Raw genomic sequence first — 18,359 nt, forward strand, 5'->3', positions numbered from 1 at the left:
GTGATCGCCGCCGTCAGCGTCGTCTTGCCGTGGTCAACGTGACCGATCGTGCCCACGTTTACGTGCGGCTTCGTACGCTCAAACTTGCCTTTTGCCATGTTCTCTCTTCCTGCAGTGTGCCTGGAGGTTTAACGAATTACTTGCCAGCAGCCAATTACTTGGCGCGGGCGCTGATGATCGCGTCGGCGACGTTCTTCGGCGCTTCGGCGTAATGCTTGAATTCCATCGTGTACGTGGCGCGGCCCTGGGTCGCGGAACGCAGCGAGGTGGAATAACCGAACATCTCGGCCAGCGGGACTTCGGCCTTGATGGTCTTGCCGCCGCCGACCATGTCGTCCATGCCCTGGACCATGCCGCGGCGCGAGGACAGATCGCCCATCACTGTACCGGCGTAGTCTTCGGGGGTTTCGACTTCCACGGCCATCATGGGCTCGAGCAGGACCGGGCTGGCCTTGCGCATGCCGTCCTTGAAAGCCATCGAGGCAGCCATCTTGAACGCGTTTTCGTTCGAGTCCACGTCGTGGTACGAACCGAAGAACAGCGTGACCTTGACGTCGACCACGGGGTAGCCGGCCATCACGCCAGCGGACAGGGTGTCGATGCAACCCTTCTCCACCGCCGGGATGAATTCACGGGGCACCACGCCGCCCTTGATCGCGTCGACGAACTCGAAGCCCTTGCCCGCTTCTTGCGGCTCGACCTTGAGCACGACGTGGCCGTACTGGCCGCGGCCGCCCGACTGCTTGACGAACTTGCCTTCGGATTCTTCGCAGACCTTGCGGATGGTTTCGCGGTAGGCCACCTGCGGCTTGCCCACGTTGGCATCCACGCCGAACTCGCGCTTCATGCGGTCCACCAGGATTTCCAGGTGGAGCTCGCCCATGCCGGCGATGATGGTCTGGCCCGATTCTTCATCGGTGCGCACGCGGAACGACGGATCTTCGGCGGCCAGGCGGTTCAGGGCGATGCCCATCTTTTCCTGGTCGGCCTTGGTCTTGGGTTCGACGGCCTGCGCGATCACGGGCTCGGGGAACTCCATCTTTTCCAGCGTGACGATCGATTCCGGATCGCACAGCGTTTCGCCGGTCGTGACGTCCTTCAGGCCCACGGCCGCGGCGATGTCGCCCGCCAGAACTTCCTTGATTTCTTCACGCTGGTTGGCGTGCATCTGCAGGATACGGCCGACGCGCTCTTTCTTGCCCTTGATCGCGTTGTAGACGGTGTCGCCGGAATTCAGCACGCCCGAGTACACGCGGATGAAGGTCAACTGGCCGACGAACGGGTCGGTCATCAGCTTGAACGCCAGCGCGGCGAACTTTTCCTTGTCGTCGGCCTTGCGGACCACCGGCTGGTCGTTCTCGTCGGTGCCATCCACGGGCGGGATGTCGACCGGCGAGGGCAGGTAGTCGATGACCGCGTCCAGCATGGCCTGCACGCCCTTGTTCTTGAAGGCGGTGCCGCACAGCATGGGCTGGATTTCGCCGGCGATGGTGCGCTGGCGAATGGCGAACTTGATCTCGTCTTCCGACAGCTCGCCGGATTCCAGATACTTGTCCATCAGCTCTTCGGACGATTCGGCAGCCGCCTCGACCATCTTCTCGCGCCATTCGTTGCAGGTGTCGACCAGCTCGGCGGGAATGTCGCCGTATTCGAACTTGGTACCCTGGCTGGCGTCATCCCACAGGATGGCCTTCATCTTGACCAGGTCGACCACGCCCTTGAACGAATCCTCGGCCCCGATCGGCACTTGCAGCGGGACCGGATTGGCCTTCAGGCGCAGACGCATCTGCTCGTAGACCTTGAAGAAGTTCGCGCCGGTGCGGTCCATCTTGTTGACGAACGCAAGACGGGGCACGCCATACTTGTTGGCCTGGCGCCAGACGGTTTCCGACTGGGGCTGCACGCCGCCCACGGCGCAATACACCATGCAGGCGCCGTCGAGCACGCGCATGGAGCGCTCGACTTCGATGGTGAAGTCCACGTGCCCCGGGGTGTCGATGATGTTGAAACGGTGTTCCGGGTAGTTGCCGGCCATTCCCTTCCAGAAGCAGGTCGTGGCAGCGGAGGTGATCGTGATACCCCGTTCCTGCTCCTGCTCCATCCAGTCCATGGTCGCGGCGCCGTCGTGCACTTCGCCGAGCTTGTGGTTGACGCCCGTATAGAACAGGATACGTTCGGTGGTGGTGGTCTTCCCTGCGTCGATGTGCGCAGAGATGCCGATATTGCGATAGCGCTCGATCGGGGTCTTGCGGGCCATGATCGGATTTCCTTGATGACTGGGCTAGTCGGCCCGCGACGATCAGCCGCGGGCCATTAAAAACGAAGGGTGCTGCTGCTTACCAGCGGAAGTGGCTGAAGGCCTTGTTGGCCTCGGCCATCTTGTGGGTGTCGTCACGCTTCTTGACGGCACCGCCGCGTCCTTCGGACGCGTCCATCAGTTCGCCCGCCAGGCGCAGGTCCATGGACTTCTCGCCACGCTTCTTGGCTGCCTCGCGAACCCAACGCATTGCCAAGGCCAGGCGGCGCACGGGGCGCACTTCAACCGGCACTTGGTAGTTGGCGCCGCCGACACGGCGGCTCTTGACCTCGACGATGGGCTTGACGTTGCCGATCGCCTGACCGAACACCTCGATGGGGTCCTTGCCGGTCTTGGTCTGGATCTGTTCGAGGGCGCCGTAAACGATGCGCTCTGCAACGGCTTTCTTGCCGGAGAGCATCACGACGTTCATGAATTTGGCGAGTTCCACGCTGCCGAACTTGGGATCGGGCAGGATTTCACGCTTGGGTACTTCGCGACGACGAGGCATTTCTACTTCCTATGTCTTCAGTTGAACCGCCGGCTAGCGCCTGCGGCCGCGGCCTGTCTTGAGGGCTTGCGCCCGACCGGCCCCTTACTCGCGCCCGCCCTGCAAACCAGGACGACGGCGACGGGACGATGCTGCTGGGAAAGCCCGGGATCAGGCCTTCTTGGGACGCTTGGCGCCGTACTTCGAGCGCGACTGCTTGCGATCCTTGACGCCTTGCAGGTCGAGGGAACCGCGCACGATGTGATAGCGCACACCCGGGAGATCCTTCACCCGGCCGCCGCGCACGAGCACGACCGAGTGCTCTTGCAGGTTGTGGCCTTCGCCGCCGATGTACGAGATGACCTCGTAACCGTTGGTCAGGCGCACCTTGGCGACCTTACGCAGAGCCGAGTTCGGCTTCTTCGGGGTCGTAGTGTAGACACGGGTGCAGACGCCGCGACGCTGCGGGCTGTTCTCAAGAGCGGGAGACTTGCTCTTGGCATGGCTGGATTCGCGCGGCTTGCGCACGAGTTGGCTGATAGTTGGCATAAGCCCTCTTCCGTAACCTTTGGGGGTCTTTGGGATCCGGTCTGCGACCTTCGTCACAAGGCGCAGACAGCTGCAACAAACCGCCCGACCGGCTCCGAGCAGGAAGCCGCCACCGGGTAGCCGGAAGAGGAACATGCACGGGCCGCGCAATCGTGCGGCATGGAATCTACTGCTGGGGAAGGAACGCCGCGACGCGGCTCTTGAGAAAGGCAGCTACTGCGGGGATCCGGGCAATGCTGCCTGCCGGATATTGCAGTTCTGCACATCAAAGAACGCGCGGCCCGGGCGAGCCGACTCCAGAGAGCTTGCGATAATAACCTGGGCCCGCGAGAACTGTCAATGCACGCCCGCGCCTTCCATTGGCGCGCCATCGTGGCCGGCGCGCAACGTCAGGCGGGGGACGTCATCGGCCCGCCGCCCCGGCGCGCCAGCGAACCTGTTACTCTCGCTCACATATGGCGCGATCGCCCTCCACAGCCTATCCGCCCCCTCCCCGCCTGTCGACAGCACCTCATGCCCGCTCCCGCTTCCGCCGGCTTGCCCCGTTGCACCCTGTCTCTCGCCGGCGTCGAAGAAACCGCGCGTGTGGCCCAATGGCGCCAGTGGATGGCGCACATGGTCGATATCGATGTACCGCGCCGAGGCGGCCCCTTTCACGGCAACCTGATCGCCTACACCACCGACGGCGTCGTGCTCTCTCATTGCGAGAGCACCGCGATGACGGTCCGGCGCAGCCTGGACCGCATCGCCCACGACGACATCGACTATTACATGATACAGATCGTGCTGAGCGGGGGCGCAGGCCGTGTCACTTCAGGCCGCAGCGAGGTGCCCAGCGGTCCCGGCGACATCATGCTGATGGACTTCGATCGACCCATCGCCATCGAGCGCGCCGCCTACCGCGCGATCGGGCTGTTCGTGCCCAAGCGCATGCTGGCGCCTCATCTGTCAGCAAATGGAGAACATTGCTGCATCGCGCACCGCGAACACGCGATGGCAGCCACGGCAACGGATTGGGCGCTCGCGCTGCTCAGGCAGACCCCCTTCCTGAACGAGGCCGGCGCGAACCTCGCGCTGTCCAGCCTGCTTCCGCTGTTGGCGGCCAGCCTGGCGCCCGACGCGCGCGCAGAGGGCGGGGCCACAGGCCGCGGCGGCGCGCGACAGCGGCATGTGCTCGATTACATCCATGCCCACCGCGACGACCCCGAACTGGACATCGCCCAGGTCCAGGCACATTTCGGGATATCGCGCTCGCAACTATACCGGCTGTTCGCCGGCGATCCAGACGGGCCCGCCGCCCTGATCCGGCACTATCGGCTCAAGACCGCGCTGCAAGACGTGGTGCAGCGCGACGACCTGAGCATCGCGCAGATCGCGTATGCCGCCGGCTTTGCCACGCCGGCCGGCTTCAGCACGGCCTTCCGGCGCATGTATCACGCCTCGCCGCTGCAATTGCGCCAGCAGGCGCAGGCACCCACGGGCCGGCGGCGGCCAGCCCCGGCCGCCAGGCCGTACCAGCCACACCTCCCTTCCGCCGGCTAAAGCCTGTTCATGCCAAAAGGAGGTTCGCACAGACCGGGAACCGGCGACGCGCCTCTTCCTAGCGTTGCCGCTGACTGTAGAGCCAAGGCAGATACATCGCGGCTTCGGCCTGCTCCATGGGACGCCAGACGGCATAGTGCGCGCGGTTGGTCGATACAAGGTCCGAGGGAAGCGAGTCATTATTTCTCGTCACGCCGATGTACATCGGGTTGTCGTCGGCGAAATGGTAGACCCAGCAGGTCCCGATGGACACGAACCTCACATCCCAGGAACACTCTGACGTCCACATGTTGATTCCGCCACCGGCAAACAGCTTCGACGGCGCTCCCTGCTGCAGGGCGAAAACGTTGCCGTCGATGCGGTTGCGGTCGGTCTGCTTGAAAGCCTGAGTGACGACAGACAGCTCGGGTTTGCGCCAGCCGCCTTTGGCGGCGACGGCGGCAGGCAGCCTGGGGATTTCGTCGTGCAGCACGTAATAGTCGCGTGAACTGTGCCACATGCGCAGCGTGTCGGCGTGTATGAAAGTCGTATCGTCCGGCAGCGCCCTGGGCAAACGCCCCATGTACAAGTCACGCTCTTCTTCCATGTCCCGGACGAGCATCTCGATGTCTCCCTGCGCCGACTTGCCGGTGCGTGCCTCACGCGAGCGGAAGGCTTCGATCAGCAGGTAGTGCATTTGCAAATTGTACGAATCGAAAAGCTCCACGAAGTCGATCAGACGACGGTAATGCTCCACCGAATAGAAGCGCTGGCCTACATGCAGGCTTTCCGCATAGGCCTGGATGATGGATTCCTTGGCCAACGCCCCATTCAGCACATCGGCGAACGCCGTACGCAGCCCGTACAGCGACAGGATCGCGTTCTCGACCTCGAGTTGCTTGCTCGCCCGGTCGCCGCTGTAGCCTGCCATGTTGCGCAAGTCCTTCATCAAGCCCCGTATACGGGAGATCAGGGTGTCCAAGGAACCTTGCTTGATCTCCACCTGCAGGGCAGCGATGCGCTTGACGGCTTCGTCCACGGTGGCACGCACTTCATCGAGCTTGCTTTCGATCAGGCGCAATTGAGCCATGACTTCGGCATGATCGGCTTGCCCGACGCCGAGTCCGCTCAGGAGTTCGCCGGTAGCAGTGCCGCTCAGCTTGCTGACGGCACCGTTGATCAGCCCGAGCGCGACCGTCGTGCCGAACGGGGACAGCCGCAGCCCGCCCGTGAAGGCCTGCCGGCTCTCGGCGCTAACCATCGCCTGCGCCACCTGTTGATCGATGAATCCGTCCAGGCCCAGGCCGCTTTCCTGCGCCGCCCGCTGGAAGGCCGCGCTGTTGAAATCGCTGGCATCGGCAAAGCCGCTATAGAGCGAACGCCCCGGCTCGAGCTGCAGGTACGCGGCAAGCCTGACCTGTGCGGTCTCCAGGTCCCATCCGGCCGTATGCAGGCGGTCAAGCAGCGTCGAGACCGCGGTAATCTGCTCGCCGAAAAGCCCCGCGCCGAATGGCTCGACATACGTGGACAGCGTTGCGGATACCGCACTGCCGTCCGGCAGCGTGCCGCCCGAGGCAAGGATGCGCAGCCCTTGCGGCACCTGCTCGGCCGGGATCTCGAACATCCCTTCCTCGTCGGTGACAGCACTGCCCGGCCAAGCACTGCCGTTCGCCGCCTGCAGCGAGACGGTCGCGCCCGCCACGGGCCCGTCCAGGCTGACCTTGCCGAAGACCGGCCCGGGAACGAGGGTGGCGGTTGTGCCGCCGGCGTCCGATGCGCCGGTCACGGCCGAATCCCCGCCGCATCCGGCCAGGGCAAAACAAAGCACACAGGCTCGGAGCCAGGAGATGTGCAGCCGCCACGGCGAGGTGGCGGGCGCCAGCGAAAATGTTGTCATGGTCCAGGTTTTCCAGAAGAAAGAAAGCCGGCTCGCTCCGAAAAGGTGCCGGGTTGCGTGCATTGTCCCGGCCCGGGATCGCGCGGCATTCCCAAGCGTCTCGGGTTTCTTCGAATTCGTCCCGAAGCGCGCGCGCACGCCGGCAACATTGGCCACGGCCCCCTGGGCTTGACGCCTGTCGAGGGGGGCGCGCGAAGGCCGGTCGACCATTGAACATTGCACTCGGCAAAACCTGGCCCGAAGATTGCTTAATTCTGCCGTGCGGCGCCGTGCGCACCTTTGCAGAGTCTTCCGCTAGCCATTCACTAGTGAATTCCCTAATTAAGTCGCGCAAAATTACTCAGTACAGTGATCATATTACTCAGCCTACTGAGTATTTTGGTGCATCGCCGGCACCCTTGCGGTGCAAGTTTGCCGTCCGACCAATCCTTCTCCAAGCGAGTCCGACCATGCTGACCAAGCTGCCCATCAATCTGCTGTTCTCCCTGGCTCTAACCACCTTTATCCAACAGGCCGCGGCGGCGGAAATAAAACCCGCTCCCACCTTTCCCGTCAAACAGGTCGAGATTACCGTCCCGTATGCCGTAGGCGGCGGCGTGGACATGCTCGCGCGCCTGATCGGCGAACAGCTGGGCAAGCTCGGCCACCCGGTGATCGTCGACAACAAGGCGGGCGCCGGCAGCACGGTGGGAACCCGCATCGTCGCAGGCAAGCCCAAGGACGGCCATTCGCTGCTGATGATGAACGACGCCTATTCGCTGGCGCCCGCTATATATAAGAACCTGGGCTACGATCCCAAGAAGGACCTGGAGGCGGTGATCAACGTCGCCTATGCGCCCATGCTCGTGGTCGTGCCCACCACCTCCAAGTTCAAGACGCTGGCCGACCTGGTCGCCGCCGGCCGCGAGGCGCCCGGCAAGCTGTCGTACGGCTCCTGCGGCGCCGGCACCGACCCGCACCTGGCCGGCGAGATGATGAACATCGATTTCAAGATGCAGAACGTCCACGTGCCTTACAAGGGCTGTGGCCCGGCCTTGGTCGACACCATGGGCGGGCAGGTCGATTTCGCCGTGGTCACCATCTCCGGCGCCCTGACCTACATCTCGGGCAACAAGCTGCGCGCGTTGGCCATCACCTCGGCCGACCGCTCCAAGGCCGTGCCCGAGGTCCCCACCATCGCCGAAAGCGGCGCGCCCGGCTTCAATCTGAGCCAATGGCAAGGCCTGGCCGTGCCGGGCGGCACGCCCGAGAACATCAAGATGGACGTCTACAAGACGATCTCCGCCATCATGAAGACCGACGCGATGCGCAAGCGCCTGCTGGACCTGGGCTACACCACCGCCGACGAGGGTCCGGCCGCGTTCCAGAAGATCGTCAACGAGGACATCGACCGTTTCGCCACCCTCGCCCAGAAAATCGGCCTGAGGGCGGACTGAGCATTCATTAAAACAAGAAGGACGCATTCGTGAACAAACTCAACATCAGCCTCTCCGTAGGCAATTACGACCGCACCCAGGCCCTGTTCGACGGCCGCGTGGACATCGAGGGCTGCAACGTGCGCGCCGTCCCGCTCGAGCCGGAGGAAGCCTTCCACCGCGCTTTCCGCTACGAAGAATTCGACGTGACGGAAATCTCGATGAGCAGCCACATGATGACCACGGCGCGCGGCGACAACCAGTACATCGGGATTCCGGCCTTCCTGTCGCGCGTGTTCCGCCAGTCGGGCATCTACGTGCGCACCGACCGCGGCATCGACAAGCCCGAAGACCTGCGCGGCAAGACCATAGGCGTGCCGGAATACCAGATCACCGCCAATGTGTGGATCCGCGGCATCCTGGAAGACGAGTACGGCGTCAAGCCGGCCGACATCAAGTGGCGCCGCGGCGGCGTGGAAGAGCCCGGCCGCGGCGAACGCGCTCCGATCGAGCTCGATCCCTCCATCGACCTGCAGCAGATTCCCGACGACAAGACCCTGTCGGGCATGCTGGAGTCCGGCGAGATCGATGCCGTGATCGGCGCCCGCGCGCCGTCCTGCTTCCTGCGCGGCGTGCCCAACGTGGGCCGCCTGTTCGGCGACTACATCGAGGCCGAGAAGGATTATTTCCGCCGCACCCGGATCTTCCCGATCATGCACATGGTGGGCATCCGCAAGTCGCTGGTGGCCGAGAACCCGTGGCTGCCGGTCAGCGTCTACAAGGCCTTCCTGAAGGCCAAGATGCTGGCGGTCAAGGAGCTGGACGAGATCTGCCACCTGGCGGTGACGCTGCCCTGGATGGTGCACCACCACAACGAGGCCAAGAAGCTGATGGGCGAGGATTACTGGCCCTATGGGCTGGATGCCAACCGGCACGTGATCGAAACCTTCGCGCGCTATCACTACGGGCAGGGCCTGTCCAAGCGCAAGGTGGCGCCCGAGGAGCTGTTCGCCGCCTCTTCCCTGGACCTGTCCAAGATCTGAGGCCGCATGAAAGCCCCCGCCGTCGAGTACGTCAGGCCCGCCAGCCTGGATGAAGCCCTGCAGTGCCTGGGCGGCATCGACAACGCCCGCGTACTGGCCGGCGGCCAGTCGCTGATGGCGATGCTGAACATGCGCTTCGCGTTTCCGGACTGCCTGGTCGACATCAACCGCATCCCGGAGCTTTCCTATATCCGGGATGACGGCGATGCCGTCCATATCGGCGCCATGACCCGCCAGCGGGAGGTGGAGTTCTCGGACCTGGTGGCGTCCCGGCTGCCCATCCTGCGCGAGGCCATCCTCAACGTGGGCCACCGGCAGACGCGCAACCGCGGCACCGTGGGCGGCAGCCTGTGCCAGCTCGACCCTTCGGCGGAAATCCCCACCATTGCCATGGCGATGGACGCCGAAGTCCAGGTCGGCAGCGCCGCCGGGCGCCGCGGCATCGCCATGGCCGATTTCCCCGCCGGCTATATGACGCCGGCGCTGCAGCCCGACGAAATGGTGCTGGGCGTCTCCCTCCGGCCCTGGGATCCGGGCCACGGCTCCTGTTTCCTGGAGTTCTCGCGGCGCCATGGCGATTTCGCGATCGCTTCGGCCGCGGTGCTGCTGCAGTTCGGACCGGACGACAGGATCGCGCGCTGCTCGATCACGCTGGGCGGCTGCGCCTCGGCGCCGGTGCGCATGCCGCGCGCCGAGCAGGCGCTGCTGGGCACGCCGGCGGCGCCGGGCGACATCGAGCGCGCCGCGGGCCTGTGCGCCGAGGTGGAAGCGAGCACCGATTCCTACGTGCCTGGCTGGTACCGCCAGCGGCTGGCCCGGGTCCTCGCCAGCCGCGCCATTACCGGCGCGCTCGCGCGCACGACGAGATAAGAACATGGCAATGACGCAAAACTCCCAAGCGCGGCCGGTCTGCCTGTCGGTCAACGGGCAGCCCTGCCAGGGCATGGCCGAACCGCGCGTGCACCTGGCCGATTTCCTGCGCGGCGAACTGAAGCTGACCGGCACGCACGTCGGCTGTGAACACGGCGTCTGCGGCGCCTGTACCGTCCTGGTGGACGGCGTCTCGGCGCGCAGCTGCCTGATGCTGGCCGTGCAGAGCGACGGCTGCGCCGTCACCACCATCGAGGGGCTGTCGGCCGACGAACGCGCCCCCCACGCGCTGCAGCAGGCCTTCCACGAACTGCATGCGCTGCAATGCGGTTTCTGCACCCCCGGCATCCTGATGTCGCTCAAGGAATTGCTGGACCACAATTCCGATCCCGACGAAGACACCATCCGCGACGTGCTCTCGGGCCATCTGTGCCGCTGCACCGGCTACCAGAACATCGTCGCCGCCGCCAAGCGCGCGGCGCAGATCATGCGCGAGCGAGGCAGCCATGCACGCTGATCCGGGCCTGGTCACCCATCCCGGCATGGGCATGAGCCCCGGCCGGCTCGAGGACGAACAACTGCTGCGCGGCAAAGCCTGCTTCCTGGACGACGTGGCCGTGCCCGATCCGCTGCACGCCTGCTTCGTGCGCAGCCCGCACGCCCACGCCCGCCTGCTGTCGGTCGACGCGGCGCAGGCGCGCGCCATGCCGGGCGTGGTCGCGGTCTACGCCCGCCAGGACCTGTTCGGCCACATCACGTCGTGGCGCATGCCGCTGGGCTTTCCGCTGGCGGTCCTGCCCGAGGACACGACCCCGTTCGCGCTGGCCGGCGACGAAGTCGCCTTCGCCGGGGAAGCCTACGCCGTGGTCGTGGCGCGCACCCGCCACCAGGCGGAGGACGCGGCCGCCGCGGTGCAGGCCGAATTCGACGTATTGCCCGCCGTCTCGGACTGCCGCCGCGCCGTCGAGCCGGATGCCCCGCTGGTGCGCAGCGAAATCGCCGGCAACGTGCTGCAGGACTACACCCTGGCCTACGGCGACCACGACGCGGCCTTCGAACAGGCGGCGGTCGTCCTGCACGACGATTTCTGGGTCCATCGCGGCTGCGGCCACCCGATGGAAGGCCGCGGCGTGGTGGCCGCGCCCGATCCGGCCACCGGCGTGCTGACCGTCTGGTCCTCCACCCAGATGGCGCACGAACTGCACTACACCATTGCCCACATGCTGGACCAGCCCGAAGACCAGCTGCGCATCATCACGCCGGACGTGGGCGGCGGCTTCGGCGCCAAGTTCATGATCTACCCCGAGGAGGTGGTCGTCCCCGCCGTGGCGCGCGCGCTCGGCCGCCCGGTCAAATGGGTGGAAGACCGGCGCGAGAATTTCCTGACCACCATCCAGGAGCGCGACCAGTTCTGGTCCATCTCCGTCGCCGCCGACCGCGACGGCAAGCTGCTGGGCGTGCGCGGCGGCTTCATCCACGACCACGGCGCCTATACCCCGCAGGGCACCAACGTGCCCTACAACGCCGCCTCGTCCATGACGGGCCCCTACGTGGTCCCGGCCTTCTCGCTGCGGGCGCGGGTGGCCTATACCAACAAGGTGCCGGTGGCCACCATACGCGGCGCCGGCTATCCGCAGGCCGCCTTCGTGATGGAACGGATGATGGACAAGCTGGCGCTGGAGCTGGGGCTGGACCGCCTCGAATGCCGCCGGCGCAACCTGATTCCGCCCGGCAAGATTCCCTATACCAAGCCGCTGAAATCGCGCGCCGGCGTCCCGCTGGTGATCGACAGCGGCGACTTTCCCGCGCTGCAGGCGCGCGCCGCCGAGGCCATCGACTACGACGGCTTCGAAGCGCGCCGTGCCCGCTCGGCCGAGACCGGCATGCTGCGAGGGGTGGCGCTGGCCAACAGCGTCAAGCCCACCGGCCGCGGCCCCTACGAGACCGCCCGGGTGAAGATCCATCCGTCCGGCCGAGTGGTGGTGCACACCGGCGCGCTGGCCATGGGCCAGGGCATCAAGACCACGCTGGCGCAACTGTGCGCGGCGCACCTGGGCCTGGACCCGGTCGCGGTAGACGTAGTGGCCGGCGACACCGGGCACATCGCCTACGGCATGGGCGGCTTCGCCAGCCGCCAGGCCATGATGGCCGGCTCGGCCGTGTCCGAGGCCGCCGCCAAGGTGCGCGCCAAGGCGCTCTGCACCGCCGCCGCCGTGCTCAAGGTGGACCAGGGCGAACTGGACATCTCCAACGGCGAAGTCCACACCGCCGACTTCAGCCAGCGCGTCCCGCTGGCGCGCCTGGCCATGCTGCTCAAGGGCGTGCCGGGCTATGCGCTGCCGGTCCCGGGCATGCCGGGGCTGGAGGAAACCGTGCACTTCCAGTGCGACGCCCAGGCCTACGCCGGCGCCTCGCATGCCTGCGAAGTCGAGGTCGATCCGCTCACCGGCGCGGTCCACGTGCGGCGCTACGTGGCGGTGCAGGACAGCGGCAACATCATCAACCCGCAGATCGCGCACGGCCAGGTCCACGGCGGCGTGGTCCACGGCATCGGCAACGCCCTGTTCGAATGGATGGGCTACGACGCCAATGCCCAGCCGCTGACCACGACCTTTGCCGAATACCTGCTGCCCACCGCGCCGGAAGTGCCGACTATCGAGGTGATCTTCCAGCCCTCGCCCACGGAACTGAACCCGCTGGGCGTCAAAGGCATAGGCGAGGTCGCCACCATTCCCGTGGCCGCCGCCGTGATCGGCGCCGTCGAGCACGCACTGGCCGGGCATGGGGTGCGCATCACCGAATTTCCGCTCACGCCGGTGCGCCTGGTCGAACTGCTGGACCAGGCCGCCTCCGCCAGCCCTAAGCATTGACGCATCCGAGAACCGACTCATGGAATTCACCAATCGATTTCACGTTCCGCTGCCGCTGGAAGAAACCTGGAAGCTGATGCTGGACGTTCCGCGCATCCTGCCCTGCCTGCCCGGCGCCAGCCTCAAGGACACCCTCGGCGAGAACAAGTACCTGGGCTCCGTCTCCGTCAAGCTCGGCCCCATCAAGCTGTCGTTCGACGGCCAGGCCGAACTGGTGCGCCAGGATGACGAGCAGCACATCGCGTGGCTACGCGGCTCCGGCCTGGACCCCAAGGGGCGCGGCTCGGCGCAGTCCGAGTTCAGCTTCGCGCTGACGCCCGCCGCGGCCGGCGGCACCGATGTCACCGTCACCACGCAGCTGCAGTTGTCCGGCGCGGTGGCTCAGTACGGCCGGGGCAGCGGCATGATCGCCGAAGTGGCCGGGCACATCCTCAAGCAATTCGAAGCCAACCTGGCCGCCTCGCTGCACGACGACGCGCCGGCGCCGGCCGCTCCGGCTCCCGCTCCTGCCGGGGCGGGCCTGCCGGCTGGCGCGATGCCCCGGCCGGCAGACGCCGCCCAACCCGCGGCGCCTGCCGCCGTCGCCGTCAGCACGCCCGAAGCCCAGGCGCTCATGCTGCAGGCGCAGGCCGTGCTGGCCCAGGCCCAGGCCGTCCTGGCCGCGACCCAGCAGGCGCTGCACCAGTCGCAGCGCGGCGCCGCCCGGCAGGCTGCCCGGCCCAAGGAATTGAACATGCTTTCCATCGGGCTCAAGGCCATGTGGTCGCAATTCAAGATGTCGCTGGGAGGGCTGTTCGGCCGCCGCTAAGGATTCGGGCGCCACGGCCGCGAGCCCTGCCCACATACTCAGCATACTGATAAATGGAACCCGCCATGAACTGGACACGAATCGCCAAGGTCGCCGATGTCGGCGACGACGAAGGCATGCCCTTCAACCTGGACGGCAAGGAACTCGCGCTGTTCCGCAGCGACGGCGAATTCTTCGCCACCGACAACGTCTGTACCCACCAGTACGCCCTGCTGAGCGACGGCTACGTCGAGGACGGCTGCGTCGAATGCCCGCTGCACCAGGCCCAGTTCGACCTGCGCACGGGCGAGGCCAAGTGCGCCCCCGCCACGCAGCCCATCCGGGTCTATCCCATCAAGGTGGAAGAAGATGACATCTACGTCGCCATCGAATGAACAGGCGCCGCTGATCATCGTCGGCGCCGGACAGGCGGGCGCCATGGCGGCGCGCGCGCTGCGCGAGTCCGGCTACGCCGGCCGGCTGCTGCTGATCGGCGACGAACGGCATGCCCCGTACGAACGCCCGCCGCTGTCCAAGGCCGTGCTGTCCGAGCCCGAACCGCCCGCGCTGGACCTGCTGCCCACCGGCTTTCCCGCCGAGCAGGGCATGGAACTGCTGACCGGCAGGCGCGTGGCGCGCCTGGATCCGCAAGGCCGGCGCATACAGCTCGACGACGGCGCCTGGCTGCCCTTTCGCGCCTGCCTGCTGGCCACCGGCGGCCAGGTCCGCACGCTCCCCGCCCTGCCGCCCGGCACGCCGGGCGTGCACTACCTGCGCACGCTGGACGACGCCTTGCGCCTGCGGCAAGCCATGCGGACGGCCGACCGCATGCTGGTCATCGGCGGCGGCTTCCTCGGCCTGGAAGTCGCGTCCACCGCGCGCGCGCAAGGCATGGCGGTCACGCTGGTGGAACAGGCTCCCATGCTGCTCGGGCGCGCCGTGCCGCCCGAGGTATCCGCCTGGCTGGCCGGCCGCGCGGCCGCCTACGGCATAGACCTGCGCCTGGACGCCCGGATCGGGTCGCTGGAAGCGCGGGATGGCGGCGTGACCGCCGTCCTGGCCGATGGCGAGACCCTGCGTGCGCCGCTGGCCGTCGTGTCGGTCGGGCTGGTGCCCGAGGTCGCCCTGGCGCAGGCTGCCGGGCTGGTGATCGACGCGCGCAACGGCGGCGTACTGGTCGATGCCGGCTGCCGCAGCAGCGCCCCCGGCATCTACGCGGCGGGCGACTGCGCCAGCCGCCGTGAAGTCGGCAGCGACGCCGGGCTGCGCCTGGAGTCCTGGCAGAACGCCAACGAGCAGGCCCGCATCGCCGCGGCCGCCATGCTGGGCGTCGAGACCCACCCGGCGCCCCAGCCCTGGTTCTGGACCGACCAGTTCGACTGCAACATCCAGATGATGGGCCATGGCGGCAGCGGCACGCGCTACGTCGCGCGCGGCGATCTTTCCCCCGGCCGCGACGGCGGCAAGGCGCTGATTTTCGGCGTCCGCGACGGCCTGCTCGCGCAACTGATCGCGATCAACGCGGGCGGCGATCTGCGCGCCTTCCGCGACCTGGTAGGCAAGCCGCTCGCCTGCGCGCCCGAGGCCCTCGGCGACGCCGCCATCCCCGCCAAACAGCTCGCCCGCCTGGCGCTCGGCCAGGCGCGCTCCTAGCAAGGAAAGACACATCATGTACAAGAACCAGGAAATCCTCGACTACACCGTCGGCGCCAAGAACGGCCCGGCCGAAGACTACGCGTGGCCGGAGGACGGCGAACACCTGATCCCCGATTGGGTCTATACCAGCCAGTCCGTCTACGACCGCGAGATGGAACGCATCTTCAAGGGCAAGACGTGGAACTTCGTCGCGCTGGAGGCCGAGATTCCCAACCCGGGCGACTACAAGCGCTCGTACGTGGGCCCGGTCCCGGTCGTGGTCTCGCGCGCCGAAGACGGCGCGATCACCGTGTTCGAGAACCGCTGCGCGCACCGCGGCGCCGAGTTCTGCCGCACCAGCCAGGGCAATGCCAAGGAATTCGTCTGCCCTTACCACCAATGGTCCTACGACCTGAAAGGCAACCTGCAGGGCATCCCGTTCAAGCGCGGCGTGGCCAAGCAGGGCGGCATGCCCAAGGATTTCCGCAACGAAGACCACGGGCTGCTCAAGCTGCGCGTCACCACCCGCAACGGCGTGATCTTCGCTTCGTACTCGGACGAGGTCGAGCCCATCGAGGAGTACCTCACGCCCGAGATCCTGAAGGATTTCGACGTCGCGTTCCCAGGCAAGCCGCTCAAGATTCTCGGCTATTACAAGAACGAGCTGCCCTGCAACTGGAAGATGTATCACGAGAACCTGAAGGATCCGTACCACGCCACGCTGCTGCACTCTTTCCTGGTGGTGTTCGGCCTGCTGGTGGCGGGCAACGACTCGGCCATGATCGCCGACCCCGTGCACCATCGCCACGGCACCATGGCCTCGGCCAAGAAAGAAGACAAGTACGCCGCCATCAGCGACGACACCAAGAAGGAAATGCGCTCCTTCCATGACGGCATGCGTCTGCAGGACGACCGCTTCCTGGAGTTCGTCAAGGAGTTCGATTCGCCCTGGTCCGTGACGATGCAGACGATCTGGCCCAACCTGATCGTGCAGCGCGAAATGAACACGCTGGGCGTGCGCCAGATCGTGCCCAACGGTCCCAACAGCATGATCATGCTCTGGACCATGTTCGGCTACGAAGACGACACCCCCGAGATGATCCGCCACCGGCTGCGCCAGGGCAACCTGATGGGGCCGGCCGGCTTCCTCGGCCTGGAGGACAACGAGGCCATGAAATTCGTGCAGGAAGGTGTGCGCCGCAGCAGCTCCGACATGAACGTGGTCAAGCTCGATGCGGCCAATACCGGCACGTCGAATTCGCTGATTTCGGAAGCGGCGATCCGCGGGATGTATCAGTACTACAGAAAAGTAATGGAGCTCCCCCCTACGCGCTGACGCGCGCCCCCCAGGGGGCGGCCCTGGCGGACTGGCAGAGCCAGATCCGCGGTGCCCTGGGTCTGGGGAGGGTGTCTTGGATAGAGGTGATGTGTTCTTTTGATCCTCTGCTGATCAGGTATGGAAGGATTTTGTGATGAGCGAATTGAAGATTTCTGGATATCAGGCGGCGCGGGTGGATGCGCGGCGGGCGATGGCGCTGCGGCCGTTGGTGGAGCATTTCAATGCGGAGTATTGCGCGGCGCTGGATGGCGGCGATATCGAGCGCTGGCCCGAGTTCTTCACGGAAGACTGCGTCTATCGCATCACTGCGCGCGAGAATGCCGATCTGAACCTGCCGGTGGGGCTGGTGTACGCCGAGGGGCGGCCGATGCTGCACGATCGCGCGGTGGCGATCTCGCGCACGCAGATGTTCGCGCCGCGCACCATGCTCCACGTGCTCTCGAACGCCCGCGTGGTCGACGGCAGCGACGACACGATCGTGGCGCAATGCAATTTCGTGCTGCTGCAGACCCTGGTCGAGGGCCCCACCACCCTGCACCTGGCCGGCACCTACTACGACCGTTTCCAGCGCGACGGCGACGAGCTGCTGCTGCAGGAGCGCCAGGTCGTCTACGAATCGTCGGTCATTGCCAATGACCTGGTCTATCCAGTCTAAAGGGAGTATCCAAGTGCAAACCCACCGCAAGATCGCGCTCGAAGAACACTTCATGATGCCCGGCTTCGAGGAATATTCGAACAGTTTCCTCAGCTTCATCGACCCGGCCACCCAGAAGGAACTGGCCCAGCGCCTGAACGACTTCGACGAATTGCGCCTGGACGAAATGGACCGCGCGGCCATCGACCTGGTCGTGCTGTCGCAATCGGGCCCCGGAGTCCAGGCCGAGCCCGACGGGCAGGCCGCGATCGCCAAGGCGCGCGCCAACAACGACTTCCTGGCCGAGCGCATCGCCCGCCATCCCGAACGCTACGCCGGCTTTGCCATGCTGCCCATGCACGATCCGCTCGAAGCCGCGCGCGAACTCGAGCGCTGCGTCGCGCAGATGGGCTTCAAGGGTTCGCTGGTCAACGGCCATACGTTGGGCCGCTACTACGAGTCACGCGACTACGATCCGTTCTGGGCCCGCATGCAGGAACTGGACGTGCCCATGTACCTGCACCCGGCCTACCCCTGGCGTCCGCTGCATGCGCTGGAAGGCATGCCGGTGCTGACCGGGGCCAGCTGGGGCTGGGGCGTGGAGACGGCCAGCCACGCGCTGCGCTTGCTGTTCGGCGGCGTGTTCGACCGTTTCCCCGGTCTCAAGGTGATCCTCGGCCACATGGGCGAATTCCTGCCCTTCCAGCGCTGGCGCCTGGACAGCCGCTTCGCCGCCTATCCCTTCGGCATCGAGCTCGAGCGGCAGCCTTCGCAGTACATCGGCAGCAATCTGGTGATCACCACCTCCGGCGTCTGCTCGCATCCCACGCTGCTCGGCGCCGTGGGAGAAATCGGCGCCGACGCGGTGATGTTCTCGGTCGATTACCCCTATGAATCGACCGAAGCGGCCGCCGCCTTCATCGACAGCGCGCCGCTGCCGCCCGACCAGCTCGAGGCCATCTGCCACGGCAACGCCGCCCGCCTACTCAAGCTCTGAATCTGGACGACAAGAC

The 18,359-nt window shown here is 66.2% G+C and carries 17 protein-coding genes; 12 read left to right on the top strand and 5 right to left on the bottom strand.

Annotated features, from left to right (window positions below):
* The 4 genes from PIGHUM_RS03350 to rpsL form a co-directional block, all read right to left on the bottom strand.
* The coding region (locus PIGHUM_RS03350; protein WP_033453371.1) for a GTP-binding protein at positions 1 to 98 on the bottom strand (98 nt) is incomplete at its 3' end.
* Between the two features lie 56 nt (positions 99 to 154).
* Positions 155 to 2,257: an elongation factor G gene (gene fusA / locus PIGHUM_RS03355; protein WP_124077846.1), complete on the bottom strand. Its 2,103-nt coding sequence runs from the start codon at positions 2,255 to 2,257 to the stop codon at positions 155 to 157.
* A 79-nt stretch (positions 2,258 to 2,336) separates the two neighbouring features.
* The gene (gene rpsG / locus PIGHUM_RS03360; RefSeq protein WP_087838326.1) at positions 2,337 to 2,807 is read right to left on the bottom strand and encodes a 30S ribosomal protein S7; all 471 of its coding nucleotides are present in this window, start codon (positions 2,805 to 2,807) and stop codon (positions 2,337 to 2,339) included.
* Positions 2,808 to 2,957: 150 nt separating this feature from the next.
* Positions 2,958 to 3,335 carry a 30S ribosomal protein S12 gene (rpsL, locus tag PIGHUM_RS03365; protein ID WP_124077847.1) on the bottom strand — a complete coding sequence of 126 codons (378 nt, stop codon included), beginning with the start codon at positions 3,333 to 3,335 and terminating at the stop codon, positions 2,958 to 2,960.
* 513 nt (positions 3,336 to 3,848) lie between these two features.
* Here rpsL and PIGHUM_RS03370 point away from each other — a divergent pair.
* The gene (locus PIGHUM_RS03370) at positions 3,849 to 4,877 is read left to right on the top strand and encodes a helix-turn-helix domain-containing protein (RefSeq protein ID WP_160142131.1); all 1,029 of its coding nucleotides are present in this window, start codon (positions 3,849 to 3,851) and stop codon (positions 4,875 to 4,877) included.
* Between the two features lie 58 nt (positions 4,878 to 4,935).
* On the opposite strand, the gene PIGHUM_RS03375 is transcribed toward PIGHUM_RS03370, so the two are convergent.
* Positions 4,936 to 6,753 carry an Ig-like domain-containing protein gene (locus PIGHUM_RS03375; RefSeq protein ID WP_160142132.1) on the bottom strand — a complete coding sequence of 606 codons (1,818 nt, stop codon included), beginning with the start codon at positions 6,751 to 6,753 and terminating at the stop codon, positions 4,936 to 4,938.
* Positions 6,754 to 7,202: 449 nt separating this feature from the next.
* Here PIGHUM_RS03375 and PIGHUM_RS23845 point away from each other — a divergent pair, with 449 nt between their 5' ends.
* From PIGHUM_RS23845 to PIGHUM_RS03430, 11 genes are all read left to right on the top strand, one after another.
* Complete coding sequence (locus PIGHUM_RS23845) at positions 7,203 to 8,189, top strand: Bug family tripartite tricarboxylate transporter substrate binding protein (protein WP_160142133.1); 987 nt, start codon at positions 7,203 to 7,205, stop codon at positions 8,187 to 8,189.
* A 29-nt stretch (positions 8,190 to 8,218) separates the two neighbouring features.
* On the top strand, positions 8,219 to 9,211 hold the full coding sequence (locus PIGHUM_RS03385; RefSeq protein ID WP_124077851.1) for an ABC transporter substrate-binding protein: 993 nt from the start codon (positions 8,219 to 8,221) through the stop codon (positions 9,209 to 9,211).
* 6 nt (positions 9,212 to 9,217) lie between these two features.
* Entirely contained in the window at positions 9,218 to 10,081 is an 864-nt protein-coding gene (locus PIGHUM_RS03390) for an FAD binding domain-containing protein (protein ID WP_124077852.1), read from the top strand.
* 4 nt (positions 10,082 to 10,085) lie between these two features.
* Positions 10,086 to 10,598 (top strand): (2Fe-2S)-binding protein, encoded by a 513-nt coding sequence (locus PIGHUM_RS03395; RefSeq protein ID WP_124077853.1) that lies wholly within the window; start codon positions 10,086 to 10,088, stop codon positions 10,596 to 10,598.
* Positions 10,588 to 12,951, top strand: coding sequence for a xanthine dehydrogenase family protein molybdopterin-binding subunit (locus PIGHUM_RS03400; RefSeq protein ID WP_124077854.1), 2,364 nt, complete (start codon positions 10,588 to 10,590; stop codon positions 12,949 to 12,951). The genes PIGHUM_RS03395 and PIGHUM_RS03400 overlap by 11 nt, the downstream gene beginning before the upstream one ends.
* A 19-nt stretch (positions 12,952 to 12,970) precedes the next feature.
* Positions 12,971 to 13,759, top strand: coding sequence for an SRPBCC family protein (locus tag PIGHUM_RS03405; RefSeq protein WP_187697741.1), 789 nt, complete (start codon positions 12,971 to 12,973; stop codon positions 13,757 to 13,759).
* A 65-nt stretch (positions 13,760 to 13,824) separates the two neighbouring features.
* Positions 13,825 to 14,133 (top strand): non-heme iron oxygenase ferredoxin subunit, encoded by a 309-nt coding sequence (locus PIGHUM_RS03410; protein WP_124077855.1) that lies wholly within the window; start codon positions 13,825 to 13,827, stop codon positions 14,131 to 14,133.
* A complete protein-coding gene (locus tag PIGHUM_RS03415; protein ID WP_124077856.1) occupies positions 14,108 to 15,391 on the top strand; it encodes an NAD(P)/FAD-dependent oxidoreductase in 1,284 nt (427 codons plus the stop codon). Before PIGHUM_RS03410 ends, PIGHUM_RS03415 begins: the two co-directional genes overlap by 26 nt.
* 16 nt (positions 15,392 to 15,407) lie before the next feature.
* Entirely contained in the window at positions 15,408 to 16,709 is a 1,302-nt protein-coding gene (locus PIGHUM_RS03420) for an aromatic ring-hydroxylating dioxygenase subunit alpha (protein WP_124077857.1), read from the top strand.
* Positions 16,710 to 16,845: 136 nt separating this feature from the next.
* Positions 16,846 to 17,367 carry an aromatic-ring-hydroxylating dioxygenase subunit beta gene (locus PIGHUM_RS03425; protein ID WP_124077858.1) on the top strand — a complete coding sequence of 174 codons (522 nt, stop codon included), beginning with the start codon at positions 16,846 to 16,848 and terminating at the stop codon, positions 17,365 to 17,367.
* A complete protein-coding gene (locus tag PIGHUM_RS03430) occupies positions 17,345 to 18,343 on the top strand; it encodes an amidohydrolase family protein (protein ID WP_425466665.1) in 999 nt (332 codons plus the stop codon). The genes PIGHUM_RS03425 and PIGHUM_RS03430 overlap by 23 nt, the downstream gene beginning before the upstream one ends.
* Positions 18,344 to 18,359 lie beyond the last annotated feature (16 nt).

It is taken from the genome of Pigmentiphaga humi, assembly GCF_900606115.1.
GTDB classification, from domain to species: Bacteria; Pseudomonadota; Gammaproteobacteria; order Burkholderiales; family Burkholderiaceae_B; genus Pigmentiphaga; species Pigmentiphaga humi.